This window comes from Cellulosimicrobium sp. SJTW-1, from assembly GCF_047716875.1.
In the GTDB taxonomy this organism is placed as follows: domain Bacteria; phylum Actinomycetota; class Actinomycetes; order Actinomycetales; family Cellulomonadaceae; genus Cellulosimicrobium; species Cellulosimicrobium funkei.
In genome coordinates, this window is the sequence record NZ_CP136680.1 from 1,786,693 (window position 1) to 1,811,731 (window position 25,039).

21 protein-coding genes are annotated in these 25,039 nt (G+C 75.7%); 17 read left to right on the plus strand and 4 right to left on the minus strand.

Annotated features, from left to right (window positions below; translation table 11 throughout):
• The first annotated feature begins 16 nt into the window (after window positions 1-16).
• Both RSE42_RS08100 and RSE42_RS08105 read left to right on the plus strand, forming a co-directional pair.
• Complete coding sequence (locus tag RSE42_RS08100; RefSeq protein ID WP_034655073.1) at window positions 17-943, plus strand: proteasome assembly chaperone family protein; 927 nt, start codon at window positions 17-19, stop codon at window positions 941-943.
• Window positions 944-1,246: 303 nt separating this feature from the next.
• Complete coding sequence (locus tag RSE42_RS08105) at window positions 1,247-1,450, plus strand: cold-shock protein (RefSeq protein ID WP_034655075.1); 204 nt, start codon at window positions 1,247-1,249, stop codon at window positions 1,448-1,450.
• Between the two features lie 87 nt (window positions 1,451-1,537).
• Here RSE42_RS08105 and RSE42_RS08110 read toward each other — a convergent pair whose 3' ends face one another.
• A complete protein-coding gene (locus RSE42_RS08110) occupies window positions 1,538-2,578 on the minus strand; it encodes a spermidine synthase (protein ID WP_415298532.1) in 1,041 nt (346 codons plus the stop codon).
• 81 nt (window positions 2,579-2,659) lie between these two features.
• Between RSE42_RS08110 and RSE42_RS08115 the strand changes: the two genes are divergently transcribed.
• The 3 genes from RSE42_RS08115 to RSE42_RS08125 are packed head-to-tail and all read left to right on the plus strand — an operon-like array spanning window position 2,660 to window position 4,832.
• Entirely contained in the window at window positions 2,660-3,103 is a 444-nt protein-coding gene (locus RSE42_RS08115) for an SAV_6107 family HEPN domain-containing protein (protein ID WP_034655077.1), read from the plus strand.
• 39 nt (window positions 3,104-3,142) lie between these two features.
• Complete coding sequence (locus tag RSE42_RS08120; protein ID WP_415298534.1) at window positions 3,143-4,399, plus strand: DNA polymerase IV; 1,257 nt, start codon at window positions 3,143-3,145, stop codon at window positions 4,397-4,399.
• A gap of 37 nt (window positions 4,400-4,436) precedes the next feature.
• Complete coding sequence (locus RSE42_RS08125; protein WP_031316425.1) at window positions 4,437-4,832, plus strand: DUF3040 domain-containing protein; 396 nt, start codon at window positions 4,437-4,439, stop codon at window positions 4,830-4,832.
• Here the strand turns inward: RSE42_RS08125 and RSE42_RS08130 are convergent.
• Genes RSE42_RS08130 through RSE42_RS08140 form a run of 3 tightly spaced genes read right to left on the minus strand, consistent with a single transcriptional unit; the run spans window position 4,780 to window position 9,426 of the window.
• Window positions 4,780-7,080 (minus strand): transglutaminaseTgpA domain-containing protein, encoded by a 2,301-nt coding sequence (locus RSE42_RS08130; RefSeq protein WP_415298536.1) that lies wholly within the window; start codon window positions 7,078-7,080, stop codon window positions 4,780-4,782. The genes RSE42_RS08125 and RSE42_RS08130 overlap by 53 nt on opposite strands.
• Window positions 7,077-8,417 (minus strand): DUF58 domain-containing protein, encoded by a 1,341-nt coding sequence (locus RSE42_RS08135; RefSeq protein WP_043655568.1) that lies wholly within the window; start codon window positions 8,415-8,417, stop codon window positions 7,077-7,079. The genes RSE42_RS08130 and RSE42_RS08135 overlap by 4 nt, the downstream gene beginning before the upstream one ends.
• A gap of 1 nt (window position 8,418) precedes the next feature.
• On the minus strand, window positions 8,419-9,426 hold the full coding sequence (locus tag RSE42_RS08140; RefSeq protein WP_415298856.1) for an AAA family ATPase: 1,008 nt from the start codon (window positions 9,424-9,426) through the stop codon (window positions 8,419-8,421).
• Between the two features lie 443 nt (window positions 9,427-9,869).
• On the opposite strand from RSE42_RS08140, the gene mraZ reads away from it, so the two are divergent.
• The 12 genes from mraZ to RSE42_RS08200 all read left to right on the plus strand — a co-directional run bounded on the left by mraZ (window position 9,870) and on the right by RSE42_RS08200 (window position 24,993).
• Window positions 9,870-10,304, plus strand: a complete 435-nt coding sequence (gene mraZ / locus RSE42_RS08145) for a division/cell wall cluster transcriptional repressor MraZ (RefSeq protein WP_031316739.1) — start codon at window positions 9,870-9,872, stop codon at window positions 10,302-10,304.
• A gap of 171 nt (window positions 10,305-10,475) precedes the next feature.
• Window positions 10,476-11,537: a 16S rRNA (cytosine(1402)-N(4))-methyltransferase RsmH gene (gene rsmH, locus RSE42_RS08150; protein ID WP_076406540.1), complete on the plus strand. Its 1,062-nt coding sequence runs from the start codon at window positions 10,476-10,478 to the stop codon at window positions 11,535-11,537.
• Entirely contained in the window at window positions 11,534-11,983 is a 450-nt protein-coding gene (locus RSE42_RS08155; protein WP_061267582.1) for a hypothetical protein, read from the plus strand. The genes rsmH and RSE42_RS08155 overlap by 4 nt, the downstream gene beginning before the upstream one ends.
• Window positions 11,984-12,363: 380 nt before the next feature.
• The gene (locus RSE42_RS08160) at window positions 12,364-14,073 is read left to right on the plus strand and encodes a peptidoglycan D,D-transpeptidase FtsI family protein (RefSeq protein ID WP_415298539.1); all 1,710 of its coding nucleotides are present in this window, start codon (window positions 12,364-12,366) and stop codon (window positions 14,071-14,073) included.
• Between the two features lie 115 nt (window positions 14,074-14,188).
• A complete protein-coding gene (locus tag RSE42_RS08165) occupies window positions 14,189-15,841 on the plus strand; it encodes a UDP-N-acetylmuramoyl-L-alanyl-D-glutamate--2,6-diaminopimelate ligase (RefSeq protein WP_415298541.1) in 1,653 nt (550 codons plus the stop codon).
• Window positions 15,838-17,286 carry a UDP-N-acetylmuramoyl-tripeptide--D-alanyl-D-alanine ligase gene (locus RSE42_RS08170; RefSeq protein WP_415298542.1) on the plus strand — a complete coding sequence of 483 codons (1,449 nt, stop codon included), beginning with the start codon at window positions 15,838-15,840 and terminating at the stop codon, window positions 17,284-17,286. Before RSE42_RS08165 ends, RSE42_RS08170 begins: the two co-directional genes overlap by 4 nt.
• Window positions 17,283-18,365, plus strand: a complete 1,083-nt coding sequence (gene mraY, locus RSE42_RS08175; protein ID WP_021483305.1) for a phospho-N-acetylmuramoyl-pentapeptide-transferase — start codon at window positions 17,283-17,285, stop codon at window positions 18,363-18,365. The genes RSE42_RS08170 and mraY overlap by 4 nt, the downstream gene beginning before the upstream one ends.
• On the plus strand, window positions 18,365-19,813 hold the full coding sequence (gene murD / locus RSE42_RS08180) for a UDP-N-acetylmuramoyl-L-alanine--D-glutamate ligase (protein ID WP_415298545.1): 1,449 nt from the start codon (window positions 18,365-18,367) through the stop codon (window positions 19,811-19,813). The genes mraY and murD overlap by 1 nt, the downstream gene beginning before the upstream one ends.
• 12 nt (window positions 19,814-19,825) lie before the next feature.
• Window positions 19,826-21,172, plus strand: coding sequence for a putative lipid II flippase FtsW (ftsW, locus tag RSE42_RS08185; RefSeq protein WP_415298547.1), 1,347 nt, complete (start codon window positions 19,826-19,828; stop codon window positions 21,170-21,172).
• A 127-nt stretch (window positions 21,173-21,299) separates the two neighbouring features.
• Window positions 21,300-22,448 (plus strand): undecaprenyldiphospho-muramoylpentapeptide beta-N-acetylglucosaminyltransferase, encoded by a 1,149-nt coding sequence (gene murG / locus RSE42_RS08190; RefSeq protein ID WP_144682984.1) that lies wholly within the window; start codon window positions 21,300-21,302, stop codon window positions 22,446-22,448.
• Window positions 22,445-23,923, plus strand: coding sequence for a UDP-N-acetylmuramate--L-alanine ligase (gene murC, locus RSE42_RS08195; RefSeq protein ID WP_371810605.1), 1,479 nt, complete (start codon window positions 22,445-22,447; stop codon window positions 23,921-23,923). Before murG ends, murC begins: the two co-directional genes overlap by 4 nt.
• The gene (locus RSE42_RS08200) at window positions 23,923-24,993 is read left to right on the plus strand and encodes a cell division protein FtsQ/DivIB (RefSeq protein ID WP_415298549.1); all 1,071 of its coding nucleotides are present in this window, start codon (window positions 23,923-23,925) and stop codon (window positions 24,991-24,993) included. The genes murC and RSE42_RS08200 overlap by 1 nt, the downstream gene beginning before the upstream one ends.
• The last annotated feature ends 46 nt before the right edge of the window (window positions 24,994-25,039 follow it).

A 25,039-nucleotide genomic window follows, 5' to 3' on the forward strand; every position in this document is an offset into this window, starting at 1 on the left:
GTGACGAGGAGGATGCATGCTGGACCCTCGCGGGATCTACGAGCTCGACGAGCAGGCCGTGGCGCGCCTGTGGCCCACGCCGCCCGAGGCGGGCTCCGGGCCGGTGCTGCTGCACGCGGTCGCGGGGTTCGTCGACGCGGGCAGCGCGGGAGAGGTGGCCGTCGACCACCTGCTGGAGATCGGTGAGGTCACCCGCCTGGTGACGTTCGACGCCGACCAGCTCATCGACTACCGCTCGAAGCGGGCCACGATGACCTTCAGCACGGACCGCTGGTCCGACTACGACGAGCCGTACCTCGTCGTCGACCACGTGCGCGACGCCGAGGGCACCGGCTTCCTGCTGCTGCACGGCGCCGAGCCGGACGTCCAGTGGGAGCGCGTGGTCGCCGCGGTGCGCGACGTCGTCGAGCGCCTGGGCGTCTCGCTCGTCGTGGGCTTCCACGGCATCCCGATGGGCATCCCGCACACGCGGCCGCTCTCGGTGACGGCGCACGCCACGCGCCCCGAGCTGCTCGGCGAGCACACGTCGTGGTTCGGGACGGTCAAGGTCCCGGCCAGCCTCGCCGCGCTGCTCGAGCTGCGGCTCGGGCGCGCCGGCCACGACGCCGTCGGCTACACCGTGCACGTGCCGCACTACCTCGCTCAGTCGTCGTACCCGCCCGCGGCGGTCGTCGCGCTCGAGCACGTCCAGCGCGTGACGGGTCTCGACCTCGCCACGGGCGGCCTCGCGGAGGCGGTCCAGGACGCGAAGACCGAGGTCGAGCGCCAGGTGCGCGACTCCGAGGAGGTCGCGGCGGTGGTCCGGGCGCTCGAGGAGCAGTACGACGCCTTCGCCCGCTCGGTCGGGCGCACGAGCCTGCTCGCCGAGTCGGCCCCGATCCCCACGGCCGACGAGCTCGGCGCGGAGTTCGAGCGCTTCCTCGCGCAGCAGTCGGGGGAGTGACGGCGCGCTCGGCCCCGCCGGGGAGTATGTGCCGAAAAATCAGCACGAGAGGGCCCGTTCTCCATGGCGGACCTGACGTGGTCCATGCCACACTGTGACCCGTTGCAGTGACGTACTTGCGCACGACCCGGTGCAGGGCCGGTACGTGGGTCCGCCCGGCGGGGCGGTCCGGCGTCGGGCCTGCCGGCCGCACACGGCCGGGACGCCGGCGAAGGACGTGGGACATGGCATTGCGGCGCACGGGGGTGGACGAAGGGTCCGCCTGCTGATGTCCCCGGATGGACAGAAGGTCAGAGGAACAGCATGGCGCAGGGTTCTGTGAAGTGGTTCAACGCCGAGAAGGGCTACGGCTTCATCGCGCAGGACGGCGGCGGTGCCGACGTCTTCGTGCACTACTCGGCGATCGAGTCGAACGGGTACCGCACGCTCGACGAGGCGCAGCGGGTCGAGTTCGAGATCACCCAGGGGCCGAAGGGCCCGCAGGCGGAGAAGGTCCGCCCGCTCTGACGTCCACGACGTCCTGCGGTCGGGTCGCCCGGTCGTAGCAGCAGCGCAGGAGCCGCGTCCCCTCCCGGGGGCGCGGCTCCTGGCGTGTCAGCCCTCGCGCGGCGCCCGCGCGTGCTCGTCGGTCGCCGGCCGCGCGGTCGTGGCGTCCCCGGGAGCGGGTCCCTCGAACGTGGGGTCGGCGGACCCGGGGTCCGCGGGCGTGGGGTCCAGGAGGGGCGCCGCCGGGCCGACGAAGGTCCGCAGCTCGCTCCCCACGAGGACGCGCGCCGGCACGGCAAGCGAGCGCACGGTGCGCGCGAGGCCCGGGCCGGTCAGGGCAGGCTCGGCACCGCCCGGCGCGACCGCGGCGAGCACCACGTTCCCGTACCGGCGGCCCTTGAGCTGTGCGGGCTCGGCGATCGCCGCGACGCGCCCCTCCTCCAGGGCGCCGGCGCCCGTGCCCTCCCCGAACGCGGCCGCGAGCGTCGTCAGCTCGCGCCGCACCGACGCGAGGGGCGGCCGGTCCGCGCAGTTGACCAGGTAGACGCCCCCCGGTCGCAGGACGCGCCGCACCTCCTCGGCCATGCCGAGGGTCACGAGGTGGTCGGGCGTGCGGTCGCCGTGGAAGACGTCCCGGACCACGACGTCGAACGACGCGTCGGCGAGCCCCTCCACCGCGTGCCGGGCGTCGTCGGGCCGCAGCCGCAGCCGCGGGGAGCGCGGCAGGTCGAACCAGGTGCGCACGAGCTCCAGGAGGCGTGCGTCGAGGTCGACCCCGAGCTGCGTCGAGCCGGGCCGGGTGTGCTCGACCCAGCGCGGCAGGCTGCACCCGGCGGCGCCGAGGTGCAGCGCACGCACGGGCCCGGGGTGCAGCTCGTCGACCACCGCGGCCATCTGCTGCATGTACTCGAACGCGAGCATCCCGGGGTCGTCCAGGTCGAGGTACGAGCTCGGCACCCCGTTGACGTAGAGGGTGACCGCGGACGGGCGGTCGGGGTCGCGCTCGACGCGCGCGGTGCCCGTCGTGGTCGCGACGGGCTCGTCCGGGAGGTCGGACGCCGCGGGCCCGCCGCGCGCGGGGCCCCGACGCCGGGGCGGTGTGGGTGGTGCGGGGGACCCTGGAGGGCGTCGGGAGGTACGGCGAGCCATGTGCCCCACGGTACGGGCTGTCGGCGTCCGGCACGTTGACAGGATCGAACAGGTGTTCGATAGTGGAGCAGGAGGTGCGCGATGTCGAACGAAGCAGGCGCGAGGGCGCAGGTCGTGGTTCCCGCCGAGGTCCGGCGGCTGCTCGCCCGCGCGGACGCGGAGCTCGTCGCTGCGGCGCTCGCGCAGGACGCGGGGGAGCGGTTCGTCCACGCCCACCTCGGCGCGCTGCGGGCAGCCGCCGCGGTCGTCGCGCTCCGTGCGCGCCCCGTGCGGCGCGGGCGCGCCCGCTCGGTGTGGGAGCAGCTCGCGGACGCCGAGCCCGCGCTCGCCGCGTGGTCGGTGTACTTCGCGAGCGGCGCGCGCGTCCGTGCGGCCGTGGACGCCGGGCGGTTCGACGAGGTCGACCCGCGTCGCGCCGACGAGCTCGTCGCGTGCGCCGAGGACTTCCGCGACGAGGTCGCGATGCTCGTCGACCCGGACGCCGGCTTCGTCCGGCTGCCCGGGCTGCGGACGGTGGCGTCGTGACGACCCGGCCGGTCGGCCCGCGGGCACGGTGAGCACCCGATGAGCCGGGGTCCTCGTGCCGTCGTCCGCCGGGACTGGGGGGACGACGAGAGCGGCTGCTCGATCCTGCACGTCGACATGGACGCGTTCTTCGCCTCGGTCGAGCTCGCGCGGCGTCCCCAGTTCGTCGGGCGACCGGTCATCGTCGGCGGTGCCGAGCGGGGCGTCGTCCTGGCGGCCACCTACGAGGCGCGCGCGTTCGGCGTCCACTCGGCGATGCCCATGACGACCGCCCGCCGGCTGTGCCCGCAGGCGGTCGTCGTGCCGCCGGACCACGCGCGGTACCACGAGGTCTCGCGCTCGGTCATGGCCGCGCTCGGGGAGATCACCGCGCTCGTGGAGCAGGTGAGCGTCGACGAGGCGTTCCTCGACGTGAGCGGCGCGCGGCGCCGTCTCGGGCCGCCCACACGGATCGCGGCCGCGCTGCGGCGTCGGGTCCAGGCGGACCACGGGATCACGTGCTCGGTCGGGATCGCGACCACGAAGTTCGTCGCGAAGCTCGCGTCCACGCACGCCAAGCCCGACGGCATGCTGCTCGTGCCCGCCGCGGCGACGGTGCCGTTCCTGCGCACCCTGCCGGTGGGGGCGCTGTGGGGCGTGGGCGAGCGCACGGAGGCCGTCCTCGCGCAGTGGGGCATCCGGACGGTCGCCGAGCTCGCCGACACCGACGTGGCGTCCCTGCAGACGGCGGTCGGCAAGGTGTCCGGGGCGCACCTGCACGACCTCGCGTGGGGTCGTGACCCACGCCCCGTCCAGCCGGAGCGCTCGGAGCGGAGCATCGGCGCGGAGACGACGTTCGAGCACGACCTGCGCGACCTCGCCGCCGTGCAGGCGCGCGTGCTCGAGCTCGCCGACCGGTGCGCCGGGCGGCTCCGGCACCAGGGCCTCGTCGCCCGCACGGTGAGCGTGAAGGTCCGCACGAGCGACTTCCGGACCGTCACGCGCGCCCGCACGCTCGGCGCCCCGACGGACGTCGCGCGCGAGATCTACCTCGTCGCACGTGAGCTCGTCGCGGGGGTGGACCTGCGAGGGCTCGCGGTCCGGCTCGTGGGGGTGCGTGCGGAAGGTCTCGAGCCGCGCGCGGAGGCCGTCGTCCAGCCCACGCTCGAGGAGGCCGTGGTGGAGACGAACGCCGTCCGACGGCGCGCGGAGGAGGCCGTCGACGCCGTCCGCGGCCGTTTCGGGGTGAGATCCATCGCGATGGGGCCTGCCCGGGCCCGCTCGACTACCACCCCCGCGGATGTCGATCTATCCTGAGGGTGTCACACGACCACCGTGGAGAATCGGGGTGCTCATGCCTCTGTCTGAGTACGAGCAGCGGGTCTTGGAGCAGATGGAGCGCGCGCTCACCTCGGACGATCCGCGGTTGGCGAACACGCTCCAGGCCCCTCGACGTCGCTCTGCGCTGCGCTACGTCCTGGCCGGTGTCGGCGTCGTGGGAGGGCTGCTCCTGCTGGTGCTGGGCGCCGCGCTCTCGCAGACCTGGCTCGGCGTCATCGGCTTCGTCCTCATGTTCGCCGGCGTCGTGCTGGTCTTCCAGGCACCGCGCGCCTCCCGCAAGGGACCGGTCGGCACCGTCGAGGCCGACGGCACCGTCCGGCCGGCCGCAGCGAGCAGGACGTCGCGGAAGCCGTTCCTCAGCCGGCTCGAAGAGCGCTGGGACCGTCGGCGCGAGCAGGACGGTCGCTGAGCGACCTCTCGATCCCCTCGACGGCGGCGTCGACGAGCGCCTGGAGGCGCTCCGGGGTGACCGTCTCGCGCGGACGCGGGGCGTAGCGCTCCGCCTCGAGCGCCGACGCGAGGGCCGTGAGCGTCTCGGCCAGGTCCTCGTCCCCGGCATCGGTCCCGCGTCGCGCCTGCAGGGTCGCGACGACGACGGCGGGCACGCGGCGTGGCGTCGTGGACGACGGCCACCGCACCTCCAGCGCACCGAGCCGTGCCACGAGCTCGGCCCACGCGTCCTCGGCGTCCCGCAGGCTCTCCGTTTCGGTGCGTCGGCGCAGCACGAACCACAGCCCTGCGGCGAGCGCCGCCGCGACGAGCAGCGCCACGCCCACGAGGAGCGGCCACGAGGTGGAGTCCTCCTGCGTGCCGCCCGTCGTGCCGCCGGCCCCCGGGGCGGTGGGTGCCGGCGTCGCCGGCGCCGACGGCGCGGCCGTGGTGGCGTCCGGCGTCGGGACGTTCCCCGGGTCCGCCGGGCCGCCGGGCGTGACGGCGACCGGGGTCGCCCACCGCGGCGTCGGGCCGGTCTGCTGCGCGGGCGTCGGCTCGAACCGGACCCAGCCCTGCCCCGGGAAGTACAGCTCGGGCCACGCGTGGGAGTCGCGGCCCGTGACCTTGTAGCTGGAGTCGTCGACGCGCTCGCCCGGGAGGAACCCGACGCCCAGCCGTGCGGGGATGCCGAGCGTGCGGGCCATCATCGTCATCGACGTCGCGAACTGGACGCAGTAGCCCGTCCGGTCCTGGAGGAAGTCCCAGACGGCGTCGCCCGAGGCGCCCGGCGGCACCTCGGTGGAGTACGTGAACTGCGAGATGTCGCGGAAGTAGGTCTGCAGCGCGAGCGCCTGGTCGTAGCGCGTCGTCGCGCCGTCGACGACGGACGTCGCGAGGTCGCGGATGTCCTGCTCGTGCTCCGTCGCGGGCACGTCGAGGTAGTTGGGGTCGTCGGGGTCCGCGCCGCTGGCGCCGCGCAACGCGTCGGCGTCGAGCGGCCGCGGGAAGACCGTGACCTCGTAGGACGTGCCCGCGCCCGTCGGCTGCTCGCCGAGCACCTCGTCGCGCACGTCGTCGTACGCCCAGTCGCCGTCGATGCCGACGGCGCGCGGCTCGGTCGGGAGCGGCAGCTTGGTGTCGCGCAGTGACTCGAGCGTGACGCGCAGCGACGTCGGGTCCCCGGTGGCGCCCGGGTCGTCGGGCCACAGGACCTGCTCGCCGCCGTCGATGGGGGTGCCGTCGCGGTCGGCGCCGCGGCGCCAGTTGGTGCCGTCGAACCCCGTGAGCGTGAAGACGCGCAGGGGACCGACGTTCTCGCCGTCGGTCCGGTAGCGCAGGACGACCTCGGCGGACCGCTCGGCGAGGTCGCGCCGCATGTCCAGGTCGTCGGAGAGCCGGACCGTCTGGCCGGTCGAGGAGAACAGGCGCGACCACGACGCCGACGCCACCTCGGGGAGCGAGGCGCTCGCCGACCCGAGCCCGAGGGCGGTGACCGCGACGGCGACGGCCACGACGAGCGCGCCCGCGGCACGCAGGCCTCCGGCGGCGCGGTCCTCCGGGCGTCGCGCGGACGCCCCGCGGCGGACGGCGCGGTGCGGGTTGTCCACGGCGAGGAGCAGCACGAGCGCGGTGACGGTCACGACGAACGCGAGCGGCGGGACCTCGCCGACGATGACGAGCCCGGGCACCCACAGGGCGAGGAGCGGCAGCGCGACCCCCGCGCCGAGCCGCAGCCCGCCGGCCATGAGGTCGGCGACGACGAACACCGCGACCGCGCCGCCGACCGCCAGGAGCGCGATGGGCAGGCTGGGGTCGATCGGGGCGACCTCCGCGAGCGTGAGGTCGCGCGCGGTGCCCAGGCGGGACAGGACGCGGTCGACGTTGGACAGGCCGATGAGGAGCGAGAACCGGTCCGTCGGCCCGCCGTACAGCCCGAGCAGGGCCCACAGCCCGACGACGAGCCCGGCGAGCGACGGCAGGAGCGCCGCCGGCGGGGCGAGCACCTCGCCGCGCGCCGCGTGGCTCCGCTCGAGCGCCCAGCGGCTGAGGCCGGTGACGAGCGCGAGGACGACGACGACGCGCACGACCGTGCCCGTCCAGCCGCCCGGCCCGACGACGCTCCCCAGCGCGTACGCCGACGCGACGACCGCGGTGGCGACGAGCGCGCTCGTCGCGAGCACGCGCAGGCCCGCGGAGTCCGAGGTTCCCGGGGCGGGTGCGGTCATCGTGAGCCTTCCGCGAGCAGGGTCCAGGCGTGCTCGAGCGACACGGACGGGTCGACGAGCGCGGCGTGCCACCCCGTCGAGCGGAGCGCGGCGACCGTCTCGACGGCGTCGGCGTGCTCGGGCGCCCAGGGCCGGGTGCTCACCACGAGCGCGCGGTGGACGCCGTCCCCGGCCATCGCGGCGACGGTGTGCCGGGCCACGGAGCCGAGCGGGCCGAGCACGGCGACGGTGACCTCGCCCGGGCGGCGGTCGCGGCGCAGCGCCTCGGAGGTCGTGACGACGGAGCGGTCGGCGTCCGCCACGACCTGGTGCCCGTGCAGGTCGACCGTGGCGTCGAGCAGGTCGGCCGGGCCCTCGCCGGACCGGTTGACCCGGAAGCCGGTGCCGGGGACCACCGCGGCGAGCGAGGTGGGGACGAGGCGGACGGGGTGCCCCGCCTGGAGCAGGGACACCCCGATCGACGCCGCGCACTCGACGGCCCACTCGCCGTCGGCCAGCGCGCGCGGGCTCGACGCGGCGAGCTCCGGGTGGGGCAGGAGGCCGCGGTCGAGGAGCACCGTCACGGGCGGCAGGCCCGCGCTCTCGTCGGAGCGCACCATGAGCTGGCCGCGGCGCGCGGCGCTGACCCAGTGCACGCGGCGGGGGTCGTCACCGGCGACGTAGTCGCGCAGGACCGAGTCGTCGCTCGACGCGAGCCGGGCGCCGGAGGCCGAGCGCTCGTGCTCGCCGAACGCGCGGCTCCCGCGCACGGGCAGCTCGACGGTGCGCGGCCAGACGGCCACGGCCGTCGGGTCGCCGAGCTCCTGCGTCGCGCTGACGAGGCCGAACAGGTCGGTCCGCGTCGTGAGGAGCGGGCCGAGCGGCCACCGGCCGCGGCGCAGCGGCCGCAGGCGGTACCGCACGGCGATGTGGTCGCCGACCGTCGCGACCTGCGCGCGCAACGAGCCCTGGTCGGACAGCTCGTGCGCGGCCTGCTCGCTGATGCGCAGGCGCGCGAGCGTGGAGGCCGTCGACGACGTCGTGCGCGCCGCCGCGACGGTCAGGCGCGCGGTCGTGAGCTGGCCGCGCACGGCGGGGTTGGGCTGCACCCGGCGCGTCACGTGCAGCGCGCCGCGCCCCCGGTCGATGCGCCGAGCCGCCATCCAGCACCACGCGGCCCCCACGGCGAGGAGCCCCGCCGCGCCGAGCCCGACGAGGTCCGGCAGGCCGAGCGTGACGCCGAGCACCACGAGCGCGGCGCCCGCACCGAGGACCACGGTGCCGCGGCGGGTCGGGCGCGCGCTGGCGAGGCTCCTGGTCCTGCGTCGGAGCCGCGCGAGGAACGACGGGCCGCGCACGTCAGCGTCGCTCGGTCGCGTCCAGCGCGGGGATCGGCGTCTGCGCCACGAGGGACGCGACGACGGCCTCGGCGTCCTGGCCCGAGAGCCGTGCCTCGGTGGTGACGACGAGCCGGTGCGCGAGCACGGGCACCGCGAGGTACTGCACGTCGTCGGGGAGGACGTGGTCGCGCCCCGCCATCGCGGCCAGGGCCTTCGCCGCGCGCAGGAGCTGGAGCGTCGTGCGGGGGGAGGCGCCGAGGCGCAGGCCCGGGTGCTCGCGCGTCCCGGTGACGAGCGCGAGGACGTAGCGCTTGACGGCCGTGGACGCGTGGACCGAGCGCGCGACCTCGGCGAACCGCAGCACGTCCGCCCCGGTGGTCACCGGCCGCAGGTGCGCGAGCGGGTTGTTCGACTCCTGGCGGTCGAGCATCCGCAGCTCGGCGTCGACGTCGGGGTACCCCACGGTCAGCCGTGCCATGAAGCGGTCGCGCTGGGCCTCGGGGAGCGGGTAGGTGCCTTCCATCTCGACCGGGTTCTGGGTCGCGACGACGAGGAACGGGCTCGGGAGCATGTGGGTCGTGCCGTCGACCGTCGTCTGGCCCTCCTCCATGCACTCCAGGAGCGCCGACTGCGTCTTGGGGGAGGCGCGGTTGATCTCGTCGCCGATGACGATGTTGGAGAAGACGGGGCCGGGTCGGAACTCGAACTCGTGGTTCGCGGCGCGGTAGATGTTGACGCCGGTGAGGTCGCTCGGCAGGAGGTCGGGCGTGAACTGGATGCGGCCGACCTTGCAGTCGATCGTGCGGGCCAGCGCCTTGGCGAGCGTCGTCTTGCCGACGCCGGGGACGTCCTCGACGAGGAGGTGACCCTGCGCCAGGAGGACGGCGACGGTGACGGTCACGAGGTCCGGCCGCCCGGTGACCACGGACTCGATGCCGGAGCGGATCCGTCCGGTGGTCTCGACCAGCTCGTCGAGACCGGCGAGGCGACCTGACCCGGGCTCGTCGGAGGGCGCGACAGGGGCGATGTCGGGGAGCACGGGGACCTCCGTCGTCGGTGGCGCAGGGCCGCGGACCGGCGAGACCGCGGGTGGGAAGAGCCTAGTAGACGGTGGGAGGTCCGCCGACCCCGGCCCGGTGGCGCGGGCCGTCCCGACCGGCCCGTGCCCCTCCCTCTCCCTCCACGGGCACCGGGCGCCGCCGCCTAGGACCCGCCGAACGGCTCCCGGAAGCGGTCGCCGCCCGACGGCGGCCCCGCCGGACGCGGCCGCGACGCGCCCTGGGGAGTCCTCCCCTCCACCGCGCTCCAACCCGTCTGACCTGCGGAGATCCTGCGAAGACGGGTGAAACCCGTGAGTTTCGCCGAGAGCGGTGGAGGGAAGTGGAGTACCGTGGAGCAGAAGGGAGCAGGAGGGGAGGTGCCAGGTGCATGTCCGGCTTCGTGGACGACGTGCTCGGCGGTTCCTCCGGCCTGCTCCTGGGCACCTTCACGCCGCGTCTGGACGACAAGGGGAGGCTCATCCTCCCCGCGAAGTTCCGGTCGCGGCTCGCACCGGGTCTCGTCATGACGCGGGGGCAGGAGCGCTGTCTGTTCCTGCTGCCGATGGACGAGTTCCGGCGCATGTACGACCAGATCCGGCAGGCGCCGGTGACGAGCAAGCAGGCCCGGGACTACCTGCGCGTCTTCCTCTCGGGGGCGAGCGACGAGATCCCGGACAAGCAGGGACGTGTCTCGATCCCCGCGCCCCTGCGGGCGTACGCGGGGCTCGACCGCGACGTCGCCGTGATCGGCGCCGGCACGCGCGTCGAGATCTGGGACGCGCAGGCGTGGGAGACGTACCTCGCGGAGCAGGAGTCGGCGTACTCCGACACCGCGGAGGAGGTGTTCCCGGACCTGCGCTTCTAGGGCCGAGCACCCCCGGCCCCGCACGGTGAGGCCTCCTCCCGCCCGGTCTGGCGCACTTCCCCGGCGCCAGAAAGGACGCGGAGGGAGACCTGACCGTACGGGGCCCGCAGCACAGCACGACCAGCAGCAGCACCGGAGCACGACGACCAGCACGGAGAGGAGGAGGAGGACGTGACGAGCACCCCCGACGACGCCGCCGAGCGGCACGTCCCGGTCCTCCTCCAGCGCTGCGTCGACCTGCTCGCGCCCGCGCTCGGCGAGCCGGGCTCCGTGCTCGTCGACTGCACGCTCGGCATGGGCGGCCACACGGAGGCCGTCCTGGAGCAGGTGCCGACGGCGCGCGTGGTCGGCATCGACCGCGACCCCGAGGCGATCGACCGCGCGTCGCGCCGGCTCGCCCGGTTCGGCGACCGCTTCCGCGCCGTGCACGCCGTGTACGACGAGATCGAGGACGTCGTCGCGGACGTGGTCGGCGCACCGGTCCAGGGCGTGCTCATGGACCTCGGCGTCTCCTCGCTCCAGATCGACGAGACGGAGCGCGGGTTCTCCTACGCGCACGACGCACCGCTCGACATGCGCATGGACCCGACCGTGGGCCTCACGGCCGCGGACGTGCTCAACACGTACGACGAGCGCGCGCTCACCCGGATCCTGCGCGACTACGGCGAGGAGCGGTTCGCGCAGCGGATCGCGCGGGCCGTGGTGCGCCGGCGCGAGCAGCAGCCGTGGGAGCGCAGCGCGGACCTCGTCGACCTCGTCCGCGCGTCGATCCCGGCGGCCACCCGCACGACGGGCGGCAACCCCGCCAAGCGCACGTTCCAGGCGCTGCGCATCGAGGTGAACGGCGAGCTCGAGGTCCTCGAGCGCGCGGTCCCCGCCGCGGTGGACGTGCTCGCCGTGGGCGGGCGCATCGTCGTCGAGTCGTACCACTCGCTCGAGGACCGCATCGTCAAGCGCGTGCTCGCCGCCGGCGCGACGATCAGCGCGCCCGCCGGCCTGCCGGTCGTGCCCGAGCAGGACGAGCCGTACCTGCGCCTGCTGACCCGGGGGGCCGAGGAGGCGCCGGCCGGGGAGCGCGAGACGAACCCGCGGTCCGCGTCCGTGCGCCTGCGAGCCGCCGAGCGCACCCGCCCGACACCGCCGCACCGCCGCCCGTCCGCCGTTCGCCGCTCGCCGGCGCCCGGCCACCGACCGACCGACCGACCGCACGACCCGGGGGAGACGACACGATGAGCGCACAGAGGTCGACCGCCGCCCGCCCGCTCCCGCGCCCGGCCCGGCCGGCGCCCGCACCGCGCCCGTCGCTGACCGCCCTGCCGGGCGGCGCGTCCGAGCGGGCGCTGCGCTCGCGTCTCGAGCTCGTCCGGGCGCCGCTGCAGGCGCGGTCCAAGGTCCCGTTCCTCGTCGTCTGCATGTCGATCCTCGGCGCCGCGCTCCTGTGTGCTCTCCTGGTGAACACGACGATGGCGCGCAACTCCTACGAGATGTCGGAGCTGCGCCGGGAGGTGAGCCGCGTGGCCCAGGACACGCAGAGCCTGCAGCTGCAGGTCGCCGAGCAGAGGACGGCGCTGCCGGAGACCGCGCGCGGGCTCGGCATGGTCGAGGCGCAGGACCCGGCGATGGTCCGCCTGTCCGACGGCACGGTGCTCGGCGTGGCGCAGGAGGGGGCGGGGGAGTGACGCAGGGCACGGGCGCCGGGCGCACCGGCCGGTCACGACCGGCGGCGGGCACCCCGCGTCCCCGTCCCGCCACCGCGGCCTCCCGGGCCTCCTCGGGGGGCCGTGCTGCGTCCGCCGGTCGGGCCGCGGGCGCTCGCTCCGGTCCCGCGCCCGCGCGCGCCGCCTCGACGGGCACCGCCGCGGCGCGCGCCACGTCCGGTCGTGCCTCGACGGCGCGCACCACGTCCGGTCGCACGTCGACCACGCGCAGCACGTCGGGGCGCGCCCCGGTGTCGCGCGCGCCGCGCGGCGCGGGCCGCCCGCCGGCCCGTCCGGCCCGGGGGACCCGCGAGCCGGGCCGGCCCGAGCGTCGGCAGCGCTGGCTCATCGTCGTGGCGGGCGTGATCACCGCGGTGTTCATCGCGCAGCTCGTCAACGTCCAGGTGCTCCGCGGGCCCGCGCTCGCGGCCGAGGCCCAGAACGACCGCACGCGCAGCTCGACGACGATCGCGCACCGCGGCGACATCACGGACGCCGACGGCGTGGTGCTCGCGACCTCGGTGGACCGGTACACCGTCGCGGCCGACCTCCAGGCGATCGCGAGCTTCGAGCCCCGTTCCGGGGACCTCGTCAACGGCGAGCCGCTCGAGGAGGGCGGCGCGGTCGGCGTCGCGAAGCTGCTCGCCCCGATCCTCGACCGGTCCGCGGTCGAGCTGGCGGCCGACCTCGTCGGCACGTCGCGGTACCTCGTCCTGGAGAAGGACGTCACGCCCGAGGTGCAGCGCCAGATCGCCGACCTGCGCCTGTCCGCGTTCGTCAGCACGACGATGACGAGCGAGCGCACGTATCCGGCGGGCACGGTCGCCGGCAACCTCGTGGGCTTCGTCAACGACGAGCAGACGGGCGGGGGCGGCATCGAGGCGTCGTACGACGACGTCCTGGCCGGGACGCCGGGCTCGCGCCGGTGCGAGGCAGGGCTCGGCGGACAGCTCATCCCGACCGGTCGGTGCGACGTCGTCGAGGCGGTGCCCGGCCTGAACGTGCGCCTCACGACCGTGCGCGACGTGCAGTGGAAGGCGCAGGACGCGATCGACCGGGCGGTGAGCGAGACCGGCGCGGAGTACGCGATCGCCGTCGTGCAGGACGTCCGCACGGGCGAGGTGCTCGCGCTCGCGGACTCGGGCACGGTGAACCCGAACGACCGCTCGACGGACGCCGTCGCCCGCCCGAGCCGTGCCGTGGCGAACGTGTTCGACCCCGGGTCGACGGGCAAGGTCATCACGATGGCGGCGGCCATCGAAGGTGGCCACGCGGACGCCGGGTCGCGGTTCGAGGTGCCGGACCGCTACACGACACCGAACGGTCAGACGTTCAAGGACTCGCACGACCACCCCGTCGAGCGCCTGACGCTCGCGGGCATCCTCGCGGAGTCGTCGAACACGGGCACGGTCCAGGTCGGCGAGAAGATCCCCAAGCAGGTCCGCTACGACTACCTGCGCAAGTTCGGCTTCGGTCAGAAGTCCGGCCTCGGGCTGCCGGGCGAGTCGGCGGGCATCCTGCACCCGGCGGACTCGTGGGACGGCCGCACCGAGTACGCGGTCCTCTTCGGCCAGAGCGTGTCGGTCAACGCGATCCAGGCGACGAGCGTCTTCTCGACGATCGCGAACGGTGGGGTCCGCGCGACGCCGAGCATCGTCGCCGGGACGACGGACGAGCGCGGCGAGCTCGTGCCCGCGGAGCGTCCGGCGCCGGAGCGCGTCGTGTCCCAGGAGACGGCGGACACGGTGCTGCACATGATGGAGTCCGTCGTGGAGGAGGGCACCGGCTCGAGCGCCTCGGTGCCCGGCTACCGCGTCGCGGGCAAGACCGGCACCGCGGAGGCGGCGGGCGAGGACGGGCGGCTGTCCGGGATCATGGCGTCGTTCATCGGCGTCGCGCCCGCGGACGACCCCCGGTACACCGTGTCGGTCTTCCTCAAGAACCCGCACTCGTCGATCTTCGGCGGCGTCGTCGCGGCGCCGGTGTTCAGCGAGATCATGGGCTTCACCCTCGAGCACGAGGGCGTCCAGCCGAGCACCGAGCCCTACGTGCCGCTCCCGACGACGTGGTGAACCTCACCGCCCCTCTCCCGGTCGCCGGTGAAGGTCCCGTGAAGCGCGCCCCGGCCCGGGTGCAGCCGCCCGCGGGCTTGCGGGGCGGCCCGTCCCGGCACGGTAGGTTCTACACGTGACATCCCCGATCGACCGTCTTCGCCCTGCCACGACCACCCGTCGGTCGGTGGCGGACCTGGCAGCACGGTTCGGGCTCGACGTCCGTGCGGGTGGCGCCGCCGCACCGGGCTCCGCCGAGGTGTGGTCGGTGGCGTCGGACGACCGCACGGCCGACGCGGGCGACCTCTTCGTGGCGCTGCCCGGCGCCCGGGCGCACGGGGCGCGGTTCGCGCCCGCCGCCGTGGGCCGCGGCGCCCGTGCCGTCCTCACGGACTCAGAGGGCGCCGACCTGCTCGCCGACGCCGGCCTCGACGTGCCGCTGCTCGTCGCCCCGGACCCCCGCGCGCTCCTCGGCCCCGTCGCGGCCTGGGTGTACGGCGCCCCCGCGCAGGACCTCACGACGTTCGGCGTGACGGGCACGAACGGCAAGACCACGACGACGTACCTCGTCGACCACGCGCTGCGCGCGCTCGGCTGGGTGGGCGGCCTCATCGGCACCGTGGAGATGCGCTCCGGCGACCGGGTGCTGCCGAGCCGCCTGACGACCCCGGAGGCGGCCGACCTCCAGGCGCTGCTCGCGGCGATGCGCGAGGACGGCGTGCGCACGCTCGCGATGGAGGTCTCGTCGCACGCGCTCGCGCTCCACCGCGTCGACGGGCTCGTCTACGACGTCGTGGGCTTCACGAACCTCAGCCAGGACCACCTCGACTTCCACGGCGACCTCCAGGAGTACTTCGAGGCCAAGGCGCTGCTGTTCACGCCCGAGCACGCGCGCCGCGGCGTCGTCGTGGTCGACGACGCGTGGGGCGAGCGCATGGTCTCGGCCGCGCGCGTCCCGGTCGCCACGCTGCGCGTGAGCCCGACCACGGCAGGCGACGAGCAGCCCGCGGCGGACTGGACCGTGCACGACGTCGAGCCGTCGGAGGCGGGCGGCTCGGCGTTCACGCTGCGGCACCGCGACGGCCGCAGCGTGCGCACGACGACGTCGCTGCCCGGGCACTTCAACGTCGCCAACGCCGCCCTCGCCCTGGCCCTCGTGCTCGAGGCGGGCACGGACGCGCGCGACCTCGAGACGGCGCTCGCGGCGGCCGGTGGGCTCGACCCGGCGGTCCCGGGCCGCATGGAGGTCGTCTCGGAGCCGCCCCACCGCCCGCGCGTCGTCGTCGACTTCGCCCACAACCCGGACGCACTCGCCCTCGCGCTCGACGCGCTGCGGCCCACCACGCCGGGCCGGCTCGTCGTCGTGTTCGGCGCGACCGGCGACCGGGACCGCGGCAAGCGGCCCACGATGGGCGGCGTCGCGGTCGAGGGCGCCGACGTCGTGGTCGTGACCGACGACGACCCGCACGGCGAGGACCCGGCCGCGATCCGCGCGGAGGTGCTGCCCGGCGCCCACGCGGCGCGCGAGGCCGCGGCCGCCGCACCCGAGCCGCGCGACGTCGTCGTGCTCGAGGTCGCGCCCCGCGCCCGGGCGATCCGCGAGGCGATCCTCGCCGCGGGCCCGGACGACACGGTGCTCGTCGCGGGCCGCGGCCACGAGGTGTGGCAGGAGATCGCCGGCGTCGACCACCCCCTGGACGACCGCGTCGAGGCGCGGGCCGCGCTCGAGGAGCGCCCCGCGACGACGCCGCCCCACGACACCCCCGACCTGAAGGAGCACCACGCATGATCGAGCTCACTGCGGCGCAGGTGGCCGCAGCGACCGGCGGACGCCTGTCCGCCGACCCGGAGGTCCGGGTCGGGGGGCCCGTCGTCGTCGACTCGCGCCGGGTCGCGCCGGGGTCGCTCTTCGTGGCGCTGCCGGGCGAGCACGTCGACGGTCACGACTACGCCGCGGGTGCCGTCGAGGCGGGCGCGACGCTCGTCCTCGCCGCGCGCGAGCTCGACGTGCCGTGCGTCGTCGTGGACGACGTCCAGGCCGCGCTCGGCGAGCTGGCCCGCCACGTGCTCGCGACGCTGCGCGAGCGCGGCGACCTGCGCGTGGTCGGCGTCACGGGCTCCGTGGGCAAGACCACGACGAAGGACCTGCTCGGCCAGCTCCTGCGCCCCGAGGGCCCCACCGTGGTCCCGCGCGGGTCGTTCAACAACGAGATCGGCCTGCCGCTCACGGTGCTGGAGGCCGACGAGTCCACGCGCTTCCTCGTGCTCGAGATGGGCGCGAGCGGCGTGGGGCACCTCACCTACCTCACGCGCATCGCGCCCCCGGACGTCTCGGTCGTGCTCGTCGTGGGCAGCGCCCACCTGGGCGAGTTCGGCGGGATCGAGGCCGTGGCGCGCGCCAAGTCCGAGATCGTCACGGGCCTCGCGCCCGGCGGCGTCGCCGTGCTCAACGCCGACGACCTGCGGGTCGCGGCGATGGCCGACGTCGCGCCGGGGGAGGTCGTCACCTTCGGGACGATCCCCGCGGCGGACGTGCGCGCGGAGGACCTGGGCATCGACCGCACGGGCCGGGCCTCCTTCACGCTGCGCGTGCGCCCCGGCGCGTCGGGCGACGCGACGCGCGGCGATGGCACGAGCGCGCGCGTGACCCTCGGCCTCGTCGGCGAGCACCACGTGACGAACGCGCTCGCGGCCGCGACGGCCGCGCTGCGCCTCGGCGTCACGCTGCCCGACGTCGTGGCCCGGCTGTCCGACGCGCGTGCCCTGAGCCCGCACCGGATGCAGGTCACCGAGCGTCCCGACGGCATCACGGTGATCGACGACTCCTACAACGCCAACCCGGACTCGATGCGCGCCGCGCTCAAGGCGCTCGCCGTCATGGCGGGGCGCGACCGGCGGTCCGTCGCCGTGCTCGGCGAGATGCTGGAGCTCGGCGAGGACTCGCGCGTCGCGCACGACGACATCGGTCGGCTCGTGGTGCGATTGAACGTCAAGCTGCTCGTCGTGGTCGGCGAGGGCGCCGGCGGGATCCACGACGGCGCGACCCAGGAGGGGTCGTGGGGCGACGAGACGCGCTTCGTCCCCGACGTCGAGGCGGCGTCCGCGCTGCTGCGCGACGAGCTGCAGGAGGGGGACGTCGTGCTCGTGAAGGCCTCGAACGGGTCCGGGCTGTGGCGGCTCGGCGACGAGCTGGCGGCCGCAGGTGCCGGTGCGGCAGGAGGTGAACGCGCGTGATCGCGATCATCGTCGCGGCGGGCGTCTCCCTGCTCGTCGCGCTCTTCGGGACGCCGCTGTTCATCCGGTTCCTCGTGCACCGCAACTACGGGCAGTTCGTCCGCCAGGACGGCCCGACGGCGCACTTCACCAAGCGCGGGACGCCCACGATGGGCGGGGTCGTCATCATCGGCGCGACGCTGCTCGGCTGGGCGATGTCGTACGTCGTCTCGGGGCGGTTCCCGAGCGTCTCCGCCCTGCTCGTCCTGTTCCTCATGACGGGGCTCGGGATCGTCGGCTTCCTCGACGACTTCACGAAGATCCGCAAGCAGCGCAGCCTCGGGCTCACGGCCCGCGCGAAGATCATCGGCCAGGGCGCGGTCGGCATCGCGTTCGCGGTGCTCGCGCTGCAGTTCCCCAACGAGCACGGCCGCACGCCGGCGTCGACGCGCATCTCCTTCCTGCGCGACACGAACCTCGACCTCGCGTTCGCGGGCGTCACGGTCGGGCTGATCCTCTTCGTGCTCTGGGCCAACTTCCTCATCACCGCGTGGTCGAACGCGGTCAACCTCACCGACGGTCTCGACGGGCTCGCGACGGGCGTCTCGCTCATCGTGTTCGGCTCGTACGTTCTCGTGGGCATCTGGCAGCTCAACCAGACCTGCCAGCGCCTCGCGTCGGCCGGGCCGAGCTGCTACGAGACGCGCGACCCGCAGGACCTCGCGATCGTGGCCGCCGCGATCGTCGGCGCGTGCTTCGGGTTCCTGTGGTGGAACGCGAGCCCCGCGAAGATCTTCATGGGCGACACGGGCTCGCTCGCGCTCGGCGGCGCGCTCGCCGGCCTGTCGATCCTCACGCGCACCGAGTTCCTCGCGCTCATCATCGGCGGCCTCTTCGTCATCATCGTGCTCTCCGACGTCATCCAGATCGGGTTCTTCAAGATGACCGGTCGGCGCGTGTTCAAGATGGCGCCGCTGCACCACCACTTCGAGCTCTCCGGGTGGGGCGAGGTCACGATCGTCATCCGCTTCTGGCTCATCGCCGGGCTGTTCGCGGCGCTGGGCATCGGGATCTTCTACGCCGAGTGGGTGGTCGGCTAGTGGCACGCGACCCCCACGACCTCGCCGTCCCGCTCGAGCGTGCGCGCGTCGTCGTCGCCGGCCTCGGGGTGTCCGGGCGCGCCGCCGCGGCGGCGCTCCGCCCGCGCGCGGCGTCGGTCGTCACGCTCGACGACGGCGCCGCCGACGCCGACCTGCACGACGCGGCGGACGTGGACCTCGCGGCGACCGAGCTCGTCGTCGTCTCGCCGGGCTGGCGCCCGAGCCACCCGCTGCTCGTGGCCGCCGCGGAGCGCGGCGTGCCGGTATGGAGCGAGGTCGAGCTCGCGTGGCGCCTGCGCGTCGCCGGCCCGTCGGGGCGGCCCGCGCCCTGGCTCGCCGTCACCGGGACGAACGGCAAGACGACGACGGTCGAGATGCTCGAGACGATCCTGCGGACCGCGGGCCTGCGGACGGCGGCGGTCGGCAACGTCGGGACGCCCGTCGTCGAGGCCGCGCTCGACCCGACGCTCGAGGTGCTCGCGGTCGAGCTGTCGAGCTTCCAGCTCCACTTCACGCACACCACGTCCCCCGAGGCGGGCGCCGTCCTCAACGTCGCCCCCGACCACCTCGACTGGCACGGCGGGATCGACGCCTACGCGGCCGACAAGGGCCGCGTCTTCGAGGATGCCCGGGTCGCGTGCGTCTACAACGTCGCGGACCCTCGCACCGAGGCGCTCGTGCGCGAGGCGGACGTCGTCGAGGGGGCCCGGGCCGTCGGCTTCACGCTCGGCGCCCCGGCGCGCGGGCAGCTCGGCGTCATCGAGGACGTGCTCGTCGACCGCGCGTTCCACGCGCCCGCGGACGCTCCGGACCGGCACACGCACGCCGCCGAGCTCGCGACGCTCGGCGACCTGTCGCACCTCGCGGGCGCCGACGGCGTCGTGCCCGCCCACGTCGTGGCGAACGCGCTCGCGGCGGCCGCCCTGGCACGGGCGCACGGCGTCCCGGCCGTCGCGGTCCGCGACGGGCTGCGCGCGTTCCGCACGGGGTCGCACCGCATCGAGCAGGTCGCCTCGGTCGACGGCGTCGCCTACGTCGACGACTCCAAGGCGACCAACGCGCACGCCGCGTCCGCGTCCCTCGCCGCGTTCGCGCCCGGGACCGTCGTGTGGGTCGCGGGCGGCCTCGCGAAGGGAGCGTCGTTCGACGAGCTCGTCGCCGCGCGCGCCGACCGGCTGCGTGCCGTCGTGCTCATCGGCGTCGACGCCGAGCCGTTCGCCGGTGCGCTCGCCCGACACGCGCCCGATATCCCCGTCGTGCGCGTGGATCCTGGCGACACTGGGACGGTGATGCCCCGCGCCGTCGACTCCGCCCGCCGCCTCGCGCAGGCCGGCGACACGGTGCTGCTCGCGCCCGCCGGCGCGTCCATGGACCAGTTCCGCTCGTACGCCGCGCGCGGCGACGCGTTCGCCGAGGCGGCGCGCGCCCTGCGCCCCGACCACGGGTAGGCCGGGCAGCCCATGACCCAGACCGCGAACGGGCGAGGCGCGCCCTCGACGCGCACCGTCCCCCGGGCCGGCACGAGCCGGACGGTGCCGCGGGGCCGGGCGACGACCCGCGAGCCGCGACGCCCGCGGCCCGAGCCCGCCGAGCGCCCGTGGCTCGGCCAGTGGAACAGCACGGTGACGAGCTACTACCTGCTCGTCGGCGCGACGGCGCTGCTCGCGATCATCGGTCTCGTCATGGTGTTCTCCAGCTCGGCGGTCACGCAGATCGCCGCGGGCAAGTCACCCTTCGGGGCGTTCCTCGAGCAGGCGAAGTTCGCCCTCATGGGCCTGCCCGTCCTGCTCGTCGCCACGCGCGTGCCGGTCGACTGGTACAAGCGGCTCGCATGGCCCGCGCTCCTCGTGGCGCTCGGGCTGCAGATGCTCGTGTTCACGTCGCTCGCGAAGAACGTCAACGGCAACACGGGCTGGATCGACCTGAAGCTCTTCACGTTCCAGCCGGCCGAGGTCGCGAAGCTCGCGCTCGCGCTGTGGCTCGGTGTCGTGCTCGGGCGCAAGCAGCGGATGCTCGGTCAGTGGCGGCACGTGCTGATCCCCGCGGTCCCCGTCGCGGTCGCGGTCGTGGGTCTCGTGCTCGCGGGTCACGACCTCGGCACGGCGCTCGTCGTCATGGCGATCATCGCGGGTGCGTTCTTCGTCTCGGGGGCCGACGGGCGCCTGCTCGCCCTCGGGGCGGGCGGTGCCGCGTTCGTCGTCGGGTACGTGTTCATCCTCAACCAGTCGGGCGGCGACCGACTCTCGCGCATCATGGCGACGTACCGCGAGTGCACGGACACCCTCGGCGAGTGCTACCAGTCGATGCACGGTCTGTACGCGCTCGGCACGGGCGGGCTCACGGGCGTCGGTCTCGGGGCGAGCCGCGAGAAGTGGTCGTACCTGCCGGAGGCGCACAACGACTTCATCTTCGCCGTGATCGGCGAGGAGCTGGGGCTGCTCGGCACGCTCCTCGTGCTGGGGCTGTTCGTCATCGTCGGCGTCGCCACGAGCCGGATCGTGCGCCGCCACCCCGACCCCTTCGTGAAGATCACGACGGCCGGGATCGCGTGCTGGATCGTCGGCCAGGCGTTCATCAACATCGGGGTCGTCATCGGGCTCCTGCCCGTGATCGGCGTCCCGCTGCCGCTCGTCTCGGCGGGCGGCTCCGCGCTCATCATGACGATGGCCGCGCTCGGCGTGCTCATCTCGTTCGCGCGCTCGGAACCGGGCGCGGCCGAGGCGCTCGCCGCGCGGGGGAGTGTCGTGCGGCGCTCGCTCGCCGTCGTCGGCCGGGCGGCGCGCCCCCGGCGCCGGACCGCGCGATGACCTCCCCGACGGTCGCGGCCGCTCCGGCCGCGACGCCGGACCCGTGGGACGCCCCGCGCCCCGCACGACAGACCTCCGCACGACGGACAGGACGCGGCACCTGCCGCAGGGAAGGACGACGAGGTACGTGACGACGATCGGTTCGGTGGTGCTCGCAGGCGGCGGGACGGCGGGGCACGTGAACCCGCTCCTCGCGGTGGCGGACGAGCTCCGGGCGCGTGAGCCCGGCGTGGTGGTGACCGCGCTCGGGGTCGCGGGCGGCCTGGAGGACGACCTGGTCCCCGCCCGGGGCTACCCGCTGCGGCACGTGCCGCGCGTCCCGCTCCCGCGCCGCCCCAGCGCGGAGTGGGTCAACCTTCCGGGACGCCTCAAGTCCGCCGTGGACGCGGCGGGCGCCGTCATCGACGAGACCGGCGCGCGCGTCGTCGTCGGCTTCGGGGGCTACGTCTCCACGCCCGCGTACCTCGCCGCGCGCCGTCGCGACGTTCCGGTCGTGATCCACGAGCAGAACGCGCGCCCCGGCCTGGCGAACCGCCTCGGTGCCCGGTGGGCCGCGCGCGTCGGCGTGACGTTCGAGGGCACGCCGCTCAAGGGCGGCGTCGTCACCGGGCTGCCGCTGCGCCGCGAGATCCAGGACCTCGTGGCCGCGCGGGCGGCGGACGCCGCCGGGGTGCGCGCGGACGCCGCGGCGCGCCTCGGCCTCGACCCCCGCGCGCGCACGCTCGTGGTCACCGGCGGCTCGCTGGGGGCGCAGAGCCTCAACGAGGCGGTCTCCGGTGCCGCCGGCGCGCTCCTGGGGGCGGGCACGCAGATCCTCCACCTGACGGGCAAGGGCAAGGACGGCGCGGTGCGCGAGGCGGCGGCCGGTGCCGTCGCGGGCCACCCCGGCGCGCGCTACGACGTGCGCGAGTACCTCGCCGAGATGCAGCTCGCGCTCGCGGTCGCGGACCTCGTCGTGTGCCGCGCGGGCGCGGGCACGGTGGGCGAGCTCGCGGCGCTGGGCATCCCGGCCGTCTACGTGCCGCTGCCCATCGGCAACGGGGAGCAGCGGCTCAACGCCGGCCCCGTCGTCGCGGCGGGTGGCGGCCTGCTCGTCGACGACGCACAGCTCGACGCGGCGTGGGTCGCGCGCGAGGTCCCGGCGCTGCTCGGTGACCCGGGCCGGCTCGACGCGATGGCAGCGGCCGCCGCGGGAGCGGGCGTGCGCGACGGCGCCGCCCGCGTCGCGGACCTCGTCGCCGAGGCCGTCGCCGGTGCGTCGGGGGCACGGGCGTGACGGCGGCGTCGGGCGAGGGCCCGCTCGCGCTCGAGGCGCTCGGCACGGTCCACCTCGTCGGCGTCGGCGGGGCGGGCATGTCCGTCGTCGCCCGTCTCCTCGCCGCGCACGGCGTCCCCGTCCAGGGCTCGGACGCGCGCGAGGGCGACGCGCTCGCCGCGCTGCGCTCCGACGGCGTCCGGGTGTGGGTGGGGCACGACGCCGCGCACGTCGCCGGCGCGGACACCGTCGTGGTGTCGAGCGCGGTGCGCGAGACGAACCCCGAGCTCGCGGCGGCGCGCGCGGCCGGGCTGCGCGTGCTGCACCGCTCGCAGGCGCTGGCCTCGCTCATGGCGCGCGGCCGGTCCGTCGCCGTGGCGGGCGCGCACGGCAAGACCACGACGTCCGCGATGATCGCGACCGTCCTGCGCGGCGCGGGCCTCGACCCGTCGTTCGCGATCGGCGGCACGGTGCTCACCGAGGACGGCCCCGTCGCGGGCGGCCACCTCGGGTCGGACGTCCTCGTCGCCGAGGCCGACGAGTCGGACGGGTCGTTCCTCAACTACGCGCCCGACGTCGCCGTCGTCACCAACGTGGAGCCGGACCACCTCGACCACTACGGGTCGCGTGCCGCGTTCGAGCAGGCGTTCGTCGACTTCGCCGCGCGGATCGTCCCGGGCGGGACGCTCGTCGCGTGCGCCGACGACGCGGGGGCGCGCGCTCTCGCGTCGTCCCACGCCCGGGCCGGGGGAGCGGTGGTCACGTACGGCACGTCCGCGGACGCCGACGTGCGCGTCGCGGACGTGGCCCCCACCGACGAGGTGGGCCGACCCGGGGTGCGGGCGTCGCTCACCGGAACGGTCGGTGCGGCGCGCCTCGACGGGCTCGAGCTGCTGCTGCGCGTGCCGGGGCACCACAACGCGCTCAACGCGACCGCGGCCGTCGTGACGGCGGTCGTGCTCGGCGTCGACCCGGCGGCGGCGGTCGCGGCCGCGCACGGCTTCCTCGGCACCGGCCGCCGTTTCGAGGCCCGCGGCGAGGCGGGCGGCGTGCGCGTCGTCGACGACTACGCGCACCACCCGACCGAGGTGGCCGCGCTGCTCGCCGCCGCCCGGCCCGTCGCGGCCGGTGGCCGGGTGCTCGTGCTGTTCCAGCCGCACCTGTTCTCGCGCACCGCGACGTTCGCGCGCGAGTTCGCGCAGGCGCTCGCCGGAGCGGACGAGGTCGTGGTCACGGGCGTCTACGCGGCGCGCGAGGAGCCGGACCCGGCCGTGAGCGCGCGCACGATCACCGACCTGGTCGACGCTCCCGGCGTGGTCGTCGACGCGGTCGAGGACCGCGTCGAGGCGGCCCACCGCGTCGCGGACGCCGCCCGCCCGGGAGACCTCGTGCTCACCGTCGGGGCGGGCGACGTCACGGAGCTGGGCGCCGTCGTCCTCGAGCGCCTCCGCGCGCGTCGCGACGGTGCCCCGGCGCCCGGAGGAGGCGAGGCCTGATGCGTCCGCCGCCCCAGCCTCGTCCCGCCGCGCCGCGGCCGGGCCGGTCGGGCGCGGGCGAGCGGGCCGGACGGTCCGCGGCCCCGGGCCCCGCAAAGCAGGCCCCGAGCTCCGCGAAGCCGGCCCCGCCCCCGGGCGCGCGCCGGGCGCCGGTCGAGGACACGCCGACGCGACCGGTGCGCCGCGTCGCGGCGCCGGGCTCCGAGCTCGTGCGCTCGTCGGGCGGCCGACCCGGCACCGGTCGTCCTCCGGCCGCGCGCGGTGGCGGCAGCCGGGGCGCGGGCCCGACGACGTCGGTCGCGCGCGGCGCGTCGGCCGCCCCGATCGGGGTCGTCTCGCACGGCATGGCCGAGCGGCTCGCCGAGCGCGACGCGATGCGCCGCCACCGCGTGCGCACGCGCGTCCTCGGCTGGGTCGCGGGGCTCCTCGTCGTCGCCGGTCTCGCGTGGGTGGCGTTCTTCTCGCCCGTGCTCGGCCTCGACCTCGACGAGGTCACGGTCTCCGGCGAGGGCACGGTGATCGACCCGCAGCAGGTGCGCGACGTCGTCGCCGCCGCGGACGGCGTGCCGCTGCCGCGGCTCGACACGGTCGCGCTGCGCGAGCAGGTGCTCGACCTCAACGGCGTGCGCGACGTCGAGATCCGGCGTGCGTGGCCCTCGGGGCTCTCCGTGCTCCTCGAGTCGCGCGAGCCCGTCGTGGCGGTGCCCGTGGACGACGGCTTCGCGCTGCTCGACGCCGACGGTGTCCGCGTGCGTACCGACCCGGTGGTGCCCGAGGGGCTGCCGGAGATCGACGCGCCGCTCGACGACCAGGGAGCGCGGGCGCTCGACGCCGCGCTCGTGCTGCTCAACGCGCTCCCGGCGGACCTCCACGCGCAGGTCGCGGAGGTCTCGGCGCCGACGCGAGACGCGGTCCGCATGATGCTGCGGGACGGGGTCGTCGTCGAGTGGGGGAGCTCCGAGGAGGCGGCGCTGAAGGTGCGCGTCCTGCAGACGCTTCGGGCCGTCCCGGAGAACGCGGGGGTCACCGTGTACGACGTCTCGGCCCCGCGGCTCCCGGTGACGCGGTGAATGCGCGCGTGGCGATCCCCGACACGCGCGAGACGGTCGTTGATGA

Bases quoted from the DNA above. Each gene is read 5' to 3' on its own strand.
- RSE42_RS08125 (WP_031316425.1), top strand. From the start codon at position 4,437: ATGCCTCTGTCTGAGTACGAGCAGCGGGTCTTGGAGCAGATGGAGCGC.
- RSE42_RS08200 (WP_415298549.1), top strand. From the start codon at position 23,923: ATGCGTCCGCCGCCCCAGCCTCGTCCCGCCGCGCCGCGGCCGGGCCGG.
- RSE42_RS08170 (WP_415298542.1), top strand. From the start codon at position 15,838: ATGATCGAGCTCACTGCGGCGCAGGTGGCCGCAGCGACCGGCGGACGC.
- RSE42_RS08105 (WP_034655075.1), top strand. From the start codon at position 1,247: ATGGCGCAGGGTTCTGTGAAGTGGTTCAACGCCGAGAAGGGCTACGGC.
- RSE42_RS08110 (WP_415298532.1), bottom strand. From the start codon at position 2,578: ATGGCTCGCCGTACCTCCCGACGCCCTCCAGGGTCCCCCGCACCACCC.
- ftsW (WP_415298547.1), top strand. From the start codon at position 19,826: ATGACCCAGACCGCGAACGGGCGAGGCGCGCCCTCGACGCGCACCGTC.
- RSE42_RS08120 (WP_415298534.1), top strand. From the start codon at position 3,143: ATGAGCCGGGGTCCTCGTGCCGTCGTCCGCCGGGACTGGGGGGACGAC.
- RSE42_RS08130 (WP_415298536.1), bottom strand. From the start codon at position 7,080: ATGACCGCACCCGCCCCGGGAACCTCGGACTCCGCGGGCCTGCGCGTG.
- RSE42_RS08115 (WP_034655077.1), top strand. From the start codon at position 2,660: ATGTCGAACGAAGCAGGCGCGAGGGCGCAGGTCGTGGTTCCCGCCGAG.
- RSE42_RS08100 (WP_034655073.1), top strand. From the start codon at position 17: ATGCTGGACCCTCGCGGGATCTACGAGCTCGACGAGCAGGCCGTGGCG.
- RSE42_RS08155 (WP_061267582.1), top strand. From the start codon at position 11,534: ATGAGCGCACAGAGGTCGACCGCCGCCCGCCCGCTCCCGCGCCCGGCC.